This window comes from Paenibacillus sp. S28 (assembly GCF_016624415.1).
Lineage (GTDB): Bacteria > Bacillota > Bacilli > Paenibacillales > Paenibacillaceae > Paenibacillus_AQ > Paenibacillus_AQ favisporus.
Genome location: NZ_JACVTM010000036.1, coordinates 1 through 7,672, shown reverse-complemented (window position 1 = coordinate 7,672; position 7,672 = coordinate 1). Strand labels below are relative to the sequence as shown.

4 protein-coding genes are annotated in these 7,672 nt (G+C 55.1%); 1 reads left to right on the top strand and 3 read right to left on the bottom strand.

Translation table 11 applies throughout. From position 1 onward, the window contains the following. Nucleotides 1-236: 236 nt before the first annotated feature. Nucleotides 237-4,082, bottom strand: a complete 3,846-nt coding sequence (locus IAE55_RS33470) for a discoidin domain-containing protein (RefSeq protein ID WP_234490055.1) — start codon at nucleotides 4,080-4,082, stop codon at nucleotides 237-239. Nucleotides 4,083-4,619: 537 nt separating this feature from the next. Continuing rightward, complete coding sequence (locus IAE55_RS33465) at nucleotides 4,620-5,471, bottom strand: SGNH/GDSL hydrolase family protein (RefSeq protein WP_200634963.1); 852 nt, start codon at nucleotides 5,469-5,471, stop codon at nucleotides 4,620-4,622. Nucleotides 5,472-5,839: 368 nt separating this feature from the next. Here IAE55_RS33465 and IAE55_RS33460 point away from each other — a divergent pair, with 368 nt between their 5' ends. Beyond that, nucleotides 5,840-6,007 (top strand): hypothetical protein, encoded by a 168-nt coding sequence (locus tag IAE55_RS33460; protein ID WP_163880096.1) that lies wholly within the window; start codon nucleotides 5,840-5,842, stop codon nucleotides 6,005-6,007. A 141-nt stretch (nucleotides 6,008-6,148) separates the two neighbouring features. Here IAE55_RS33460 and IAE55_RS33455 read toward each other — a convergent pair whose 3' ends face one another. Next, nucleotides 6,149-7,447, bottom strand: a complete 1,299-nt coding sequence (locus IAE55_RS33455; RefSeq protein WP_076173052.1) for an alpha-glucosidase/alpha-galactosidase — start codon at nucleotides 7,445-7,447, stop codon at nucleotides 6,149-6,151. Nucleotides 7,448-7,672: the final 225 nt, after the last annotated feature.

The following is a 7,672-nucleotide window of genomic DNA, read 5'->3' as shown; positions in this document are numbered from 1 at the left end:
CTAAGAAGCCAGACCGCACTTAACGGAAGTTTTTCTTGCGATATAAGGAAGTGCTCTTTATGACTTAACAAAATCAGCAAAGGACGTACGGCCCCATTCCCAAAGAAACGGTATGGGGCTGTACGTCCTTTTGACTGGCTATATAAGGAAATCCGAAAACAAGAATGATCGCAGGGACATTTTACGTACTTGCCCCATCATCCAATTCAATTTTTCAACTTATATCACGTTTGATATCAAGGATTCACGTTGATGGTAAAGGTCGACGTATTGTTTTTGATCGGCGTGGCCGTGTTCACAATTTTCAGATTGTTGAAGGTCACCGATCCGACCGCCGGCCCCTGATTTTGCTCAGGCATTTCGTTGGCCCAGATGCCAAAGCCGGACTTGGCGTCAAATGCGTCACCGCTCTTCTGTGCTCCGGAAATCGTAACGTTCGTGAAAATGGTGTCCTTGATTGGATTTTGCGGCTGTCCGTTAAAATAGTTGGTCTGGAACATGATGCCGTGATAGGTCGGGTCCACGATATCCAAGTCGCTTACCCGAATGCCCTGGAACACTTTCGATGCCGAGAACAGCCACATCGCCGGGAAGGTCTGCTGGCCCCAGAAGTGCCCGCCGGCCCGGACGATCGATATATTCTCGAAATTAGTCGTCGGCGAGGCGCCGAATCCGTTCATCGGGTAGCCGAAGTCCAGCGAGCTGATCGTTACGCCCGAGTAGCACAGCGTATCGGCAATGTAAATGTTCCGGAAGGTGTTGGCGTATCCGCCGTAGACGGCGAGGCCTGCGGCACGCCAGGTCAAGAGCGACGTCAGGTTCTCGTAGACGTTGTCCTTTTCGTCCGCCCCGCCCGCGTCGATCGCCGAGAACAGCGCGAAGCTGTCGTCGCCGGTAGCCCGCGCCTCAACGTTGCGCACCAGATTGTTCGTGCTGCCGTTGGTCATGTTGATACCGTCGGCAAACGTGTTGCGGATGCGCGAATTGGTAATCGTCATGTAATCGGTATTGGCTCCCCAGTACATACACACCTGATGCTCCGTCCAGATGTTGTCGATTGTCATGTTCGCCACGTTCGAGAAGTCGAACACCTTGCCCGGACCGTCGATACGTGAGGTATAGTTGCCGAAGTAGGCAAAGTTCGCGAACGTGGAGCCGTTCGCCGTGGAGTTGGCCGTAAATCCGACATCTGTGTTGGATTGGTTCGCCGGGGCCACGAAGCGTGTGTACCATGGGCCGGCGCCGACGATTTTAATTGGCTTGCCGTAGACCTGGAATTTGTTCGAGGTCTGATACGTTCCTGGCGGCAGGTATACTCCGACCAGATTGCCTGTCGTATCCATTCGCACTTTATCCAGCGCATTCTGCACGTCCTGATGCGTGAAGCCGGCCGGCACCGCGTATTTGGCCGGATCCGGATTCGGAATCGGCGCAACCTGCTCCAGACTGATGAAATCGATCGCGTAGTTCGTCGTATTGGCCGCATCCTTCTGGAGGCGGATTGTGCTGCCTTTCGGGATGGTGCTGTCGAACATGATATTGGCCTCGTCATAAATATGCCTTGGCGCACCGGCTCCCGGGCTGTTGCTCGGGTTCGCTTCGTCTCCGTACAGCCAGGCGTAGCGCGATGTCAGATTGATCGTCTTGGCGAAAGTGCCGTTGACGTAGACGTTCAGCGTCGCATCGATACCACCGCCCCCGGATGCATCCGGGATGGAGAACCGGGTCACCAGCGTGTTCGTATTGGCTTTGGTCGTGAACTCAACGTAGCTGCCCGTGCTGTTTAACGTCACCGCTTTACGTCCCGAAGCCTCGCCGGCGAGGTCGCCGATGTTCCGGTTCGGACCGACGATCGCCGCGCCGCCTCCAATAATGCCGTCTTCGGCCTCATACATGTCGTACGGCATGTTCGCGCCGCGGCCGACAAAGAAGGACTGCGTTGTGACGTTGTTGCCCTGTTTCACCGGCAGTTCGTTGCCGTCAACGGCGATTTCCGTCTTGACGTTATACTTCCCATTCGCCGCTGTCCAGCTGCCTAAGCTGACCGGTGCAGCCGAAGCCCCGCTGGCGATGACACCGCTGACCGAGCCGGTCAAGGTCTTGATCACCGCGCCGGTCGTCGCATCGGTTAACGTCAGCTTGATATTATGAGCGCCTCCCGCCGAGGCGGCGGTTCCTTGATTTTTGACCGTCACCGTAAAGTTCACCGTGTTGCCGGCCGAAGGGTTGCCCGGCGTCCAGGTCACCGAAGAAGCTACCAGATCGGAGCTCGATACCGGTGCAATCACCAGTGGGGATGGATTGGTGAAGGCGTTATTGTCTTCGTTTTGCTCGATGACCGACTTTTCTTCATCCACCTTGGAGGTCAGTTGGTAGCTCCCGGCGTCTTTGGCGCCAATGGACAGGGTTACGTTCGTGGAAGCTCCTGCCGCCAAAGCGCCCACCGGTGCGGAACCGACTTTGGTCGTGCCGAGGTAAAAGTTCACCGTCGTTGCTCCGGAGGAAACCGTCCCCACGTTTTTGACCGTGGACGTCAGCGTGACCGCATCGGTCTCTACCGGAGATGCCGGCGTCCAGGACATGCCCGTGATCGTCAGATCCGGATTCGGAGCGGGCGTTCCGATGACCTGCAGCTCCGCCACTTGGCCGCCGGTCGAACCCGAGTTGGCGGTGAATTTCAGCTGGATGTCGCTGGCGGTAGCCGTCACCGGAATCGTCACGGTGTTGCCGGACGCCGGGCTGAAGCTGTACTGCGCAGAGGAGACCAAATTCGTGAAGCTGGTCGAATTCTGGTCATGGCCCAGCACCTGAATCGTTTGGGTGCGTGGTCCCCAAGCGCTGTCCGGATTCAGCTTCAGCACGATGGACGAAATATTCACATTCGCGCCCAGGCTGAGTGTCAGTGTATTCGGGTACGCATTGGCAGCTCCTTCCCAATAGGTGGTCAGGCTGCCGTCATTGGCGTTGGCCGGCACGTAGATATATTCATTCGAGGACGCGGTGATCGGCTTGTTCAGCGCCAGATTCGTGCCTGTGCCCCCACCCGTGCCGGTTCGGGTCACGGTATTGCTGGCCGCGGATACGTTGCCCGTCGCATCCTTGGCTTTGACGTAATAGGAGACGGTAGCCGATGCCGGCTGGTTGTCGGTATACATCAGAGCACTGCTGGCAACGCTCGCACGCAAGGCGTTATTCGCGTAGATATCATATCCGGTTACGCCCACATTGTCCGTGGAAGCGGTCCACGTCAGCTTGATCTGTCCGGAAGCCGGCTCGGTAAAGGCCAGGTTTCCCGGGGCGGAAGGGGCCTGCGTGTCGCCACCAGCGGCGGAGCCGTACACCTCAAATTCGGAAATCTGCCCAGCAGGCCAGCCCGTATTTGCCGTAAAGACCAGCCTGACGTATCTGGCAGGAGCCGCGGTAAAGCTGACCGTCACCGTATTGTTGCCGGCCGGATCGAAAGTGTAGCTCTGCGAGGCGGCCAAATTCGTAAAGTTTGCCCCGTCCGCGCTGCCCTGGACCGACAGCGTCTGAGCTCTTTTCTCCCAGCCGCTGACCGGAAGCTTCAGGACCACTTTGTTAACATTGTAGGACCCGCCAAGGTCAACCTGAAGCCACTGCGGAAAAGCGTTATTATTACTCTCCCAGTATGTAGCCTGATTGGAGTCGCCTACATTCGCCGGCGCGTAGGTCTGGGTATACGAGCTCGCGCTCATGTTCTTGCCCGCCGCCAAATTACCCGGCTCGGCGGCCGCAGCGGCGCCCTCTGCCGTTGCTGCCGGCTCAGCGGAATTCAGCCCGCTGGCGGAGCTTCCAGCCGGCGTATCCGCAGCTCCATCGGCCGGATTGCCCGCGTCTGCGGAGCCTGCAGCCTCGCCAGGAGAATCAGCAGGGCCCTTACCGCCGGCCGGATCCGGAGTGTCATTGCCGCCTGGCTGCTGGCTCCCGGAGGCAGGTACAGCCCCCGCGGGTTCTGCATAACTCCAGGACGGGGAATAAAAAAACTGCGAAATGAGAAACACGAAGATCAGCGCATACAGAGCCGCCGTTTTCCGTAAAGCCTGAAAATGATGAGCCGTCATAATCATCCTCCTGAATGGGATACTTGGACCTGGACTACCTGCGACAGGAACTGCCCCGTCTTTAAAAATAAACCGCTTTCATTTTTCTGGGAACCCGGTAATTTCTGGAGCTCACCTCCTTAGCAGCATGGACGGATATTGGCGTTTGTTCGGACGCCCTTCTCGGGATGGGATGGTATGGGCAGACAGGCTGGGACGAATTGTTGGAATGCGAAGGGGTTTTGATTTGCTGCAGGGTCCACCGCTACAAATGGTTGGGTCTGTGGCCGGGCCTTGGTGCCGGATTTGTGTTTCCGGGAAGGAGATGTCAAGTTACGCATTCACTATACTGGAAAAATCTTACGTATGACGATGCGTGTTTGTAAGCTTTTTGTGTCTGTTCCTATGATTTTGGTGAATTCAACCGTACGGGAAACATAAAGACCGGCAAAGGGTGTCCCCCTTACCGGTCTTCGCATGACTTGATGTACTTGCGGCTTACCCAAGCGTCTGAAATCACCTCGGTCGGAATGATGAATACCACGGAGAGTACATAAATTATTCGTTGAATGCCATAAGGGTCTTTACAAGCAGGGTAGCGTAAAACTCCGAACCACTGCGGTTCAAATGCACGCCATCCCGGGAAAAGAAGCCGTCTTTGCCTTTGCTGGCCGAATACCAGTCTACTACCGCAGCATTGCTGAATTCATTGGCAACTTCTGCGATATCCCTGTTAACGGCAGCTTCCCATTGCCGCGGAACACGCGTATTCACCAGCAGGACCCGCTTGTCGCCGCCCAGCGACTGCAGCAGAGATCTTAATTGCTTTTTGTTAAAAGGCCCGTTGGTGCCGAGCTCGATGATAATCCGGTCGCCGAGCCGGCCCTGGGCTTTCAGCCGGTCGACCGCCTCCCCTGCCTGACGCATTTGCCGGCCGACCTTGCCGTCCACGACGATGCCGGGAAGCATCTTTTCCAGGAAAGGCGCGGCGTCCAGCATGACGGAATCGCCGATGGCGGTGATGCCTTTGCCGGAACGCGGCAGCGGATCAGTGGTCTTGGCTGCGCCTGAAGCCGGCCGCCCGTTTGGCTCTTTTGCTTCCGTGGCCTCAACCGGCTTGTCCGCTCTGTTGTTCGGTGCGATCGCCTCGTTGTCGGTCTTGTCATCCTTCTTTTCTTTCACCTTTTCATTCATTTTCACATTCGTCTTTTCTTCGTCAGGCTCATATGTACGCTGCACCGGTTGAGCCGTTGTTCTTTCCGCTTCGACGACGACCTGTGCGGCCGGCTCTGTCTTGTTCAAGACGTAGTAACCGCAAGCGGCCATGATCAAAATCACGGGAATAAGAGTACTTACTACGATGGGGCGAATAGTTCCTTTTCCGGCAAAAAACAATCGGTTTCTTTTCAATCTGAATCCTCCTCTATGAAACGGTACTTCTTCGATATATTGATAGGAGCATCGAAGGCAGCCCAAAACTTTCGAAGTAGGATACTTTATGATAGATAAGCCACTAATTATTCATATGAAATAGCAATGATAGAAAAGCTCCTTACAGATCCTGTAACTTGCCGGACTCAATCAGTAATAGCCATAGGGCAACGAAGGCAAGACGCAGAATGTTATATTTCCAGGCGCTAGAAAATCTTCCAACAAAACGGTATCCGAAACGTTATAATAAATAACAACCGATTGAAAAAGTGCCGGATATCCCTTCCCGTCGCCTGAGCCAGGCACTAACAAGGGCCGGATCATTTCCAACCGAAAGGAGAATGGCTATGGATTTTCGCAACCCTCCCGGACAGTATGACCCCGACGTTCACAAGAAGCGCCACGATGAAAAGGTAAATCAAGGTGCCGGCCGCGGGTTTCTCTGGAACCTGGTCAATCTGCTGATAGGTCTAGCCATTGTGGCCGTGATCATCCTGCTGGTATGGCTGTTTTGATGACGGAACTAATCGGTGGGAAACGCCGGGCCTGTCCGCCACCCGGACTACCGGAAGGAATGCAAAAACGGGCTTACCCCGTCTCTGCCATGAGGCAGCAGAGAGGTAAGCCCGTTCATTTTTTACATCACAGCGACGCCTTTATTTGAATTCAGGCAGCCAGCTGCCGTGCGCCTCGATGAGATCGTCGCACAGCGCCACGATATCGTCGATGGACAGCTCCGCAGACGTGTGCGGATCGAGCATGGCCGCATGGTAGATGTGCTCTTTTTTCCCGGTGACGGCCGCTTCGACGGTAAGCAGCTGCGTATTGATGTTCGTGCGGTTCAGCGCGGCCAGCTGCGGCGGCAGATCGCCCACGTACGTCGGAGTCACGCCGGAGGCATCCACCAGGCATGGCACTTCGACGCAGGCTTCCTTCGGCAGGTTCGTGATCAGGCCGGTGTTCATGACGTTGCCGCCGATTTTGAACGGCTGGTTCGTCTCCATCGCTTCCATGATGTAGGATGCATACTCCTTAGAACGGCTGTGACCGATGCTTTCGCTGGCAAACAGCTTCTCGCGCATTTCCTTCCATCCGTTGATCTGGTTAACACAGCGGCGCAGGTATTCGTCGAGCGGAATGTTGTATCTTTCAATGAGTTCTGGATAATTGCGTTTGATGAAATACGGATGGTATTCGGCATTATGCTCGGACGATTCCGTAACATAGTAGCCAAAACGCAGCATCAGTTCAAAGCGCACCATGTCATGATGCTTCTCCTTTTGCTTCTCGGCGGCACGGCGCTTGATTTCGGGGTACAGGTCCACCCCGTCCTTCTTGACCTCGAGCAGCCAGGCCATATGGTTGATGCCCGCGATTTTGGATTCCACTCCGGTCGGATCCATTTCGAGCGTTCTGAACAGGTCGGATACGCAGTGCTGCACGCTGTGGCACAGACCGACCGTTTTCACACCGCCCACGGTGTTCATGACGTTGGTCAGCACTGCCATCGGGTTTGTGTAATTGAGGAACCAGGCGTCCGGACAGACTTCCTGAATGTCCTTCGCAAAGTCCAGCATGACCGGAATCGTACGCAGGTTGCGGAAAATCCCGCCGATGCCCAGCGAGTCGGCAATCGTCTGGCGCAGGCCGTATTTCTTCGGCACCTCAAAATCGGTGATCGTACAAGGGTCGTACCCGCCTACCTGGATCGCGTTAATAACATATTTGGCGCCGCGCAGCGCTTCTTTACGGTCCGTGTACGCCTTGATCTGGCATGTGCTGCCCAGCGTCTCCTTGATGCTGTTCAGGAGCCGTTCCGAATCGTTCAGCCGCTCCATGTCGATATCGAAAAGGGCCAGCTCAAACCCCTGCAGCGCCGGAGTTGACATGACGTCTCCAAGCACGTTTTTTACAAATACCGTACTGCCTGCACCGATAAACGTAATTTTGGCCATATTGATTCAATCCCTCCCGTAAATGTTGGCTTTCTTCAAGCCCGTCGCATGACCTAAATATATAGGCCCGGCCTTGGAAATAACATGGAGCAACCCCTGCAATACCTGTCATAATCCCATTTTAGAATTCGCTTTCATCTCGTTTTACAGCCGTTTTACCTGTTATAATGTAAAAAAAACGTCTATCGACGTACCTTCACAGAAGACAGACCGCGTTTAAAGGTA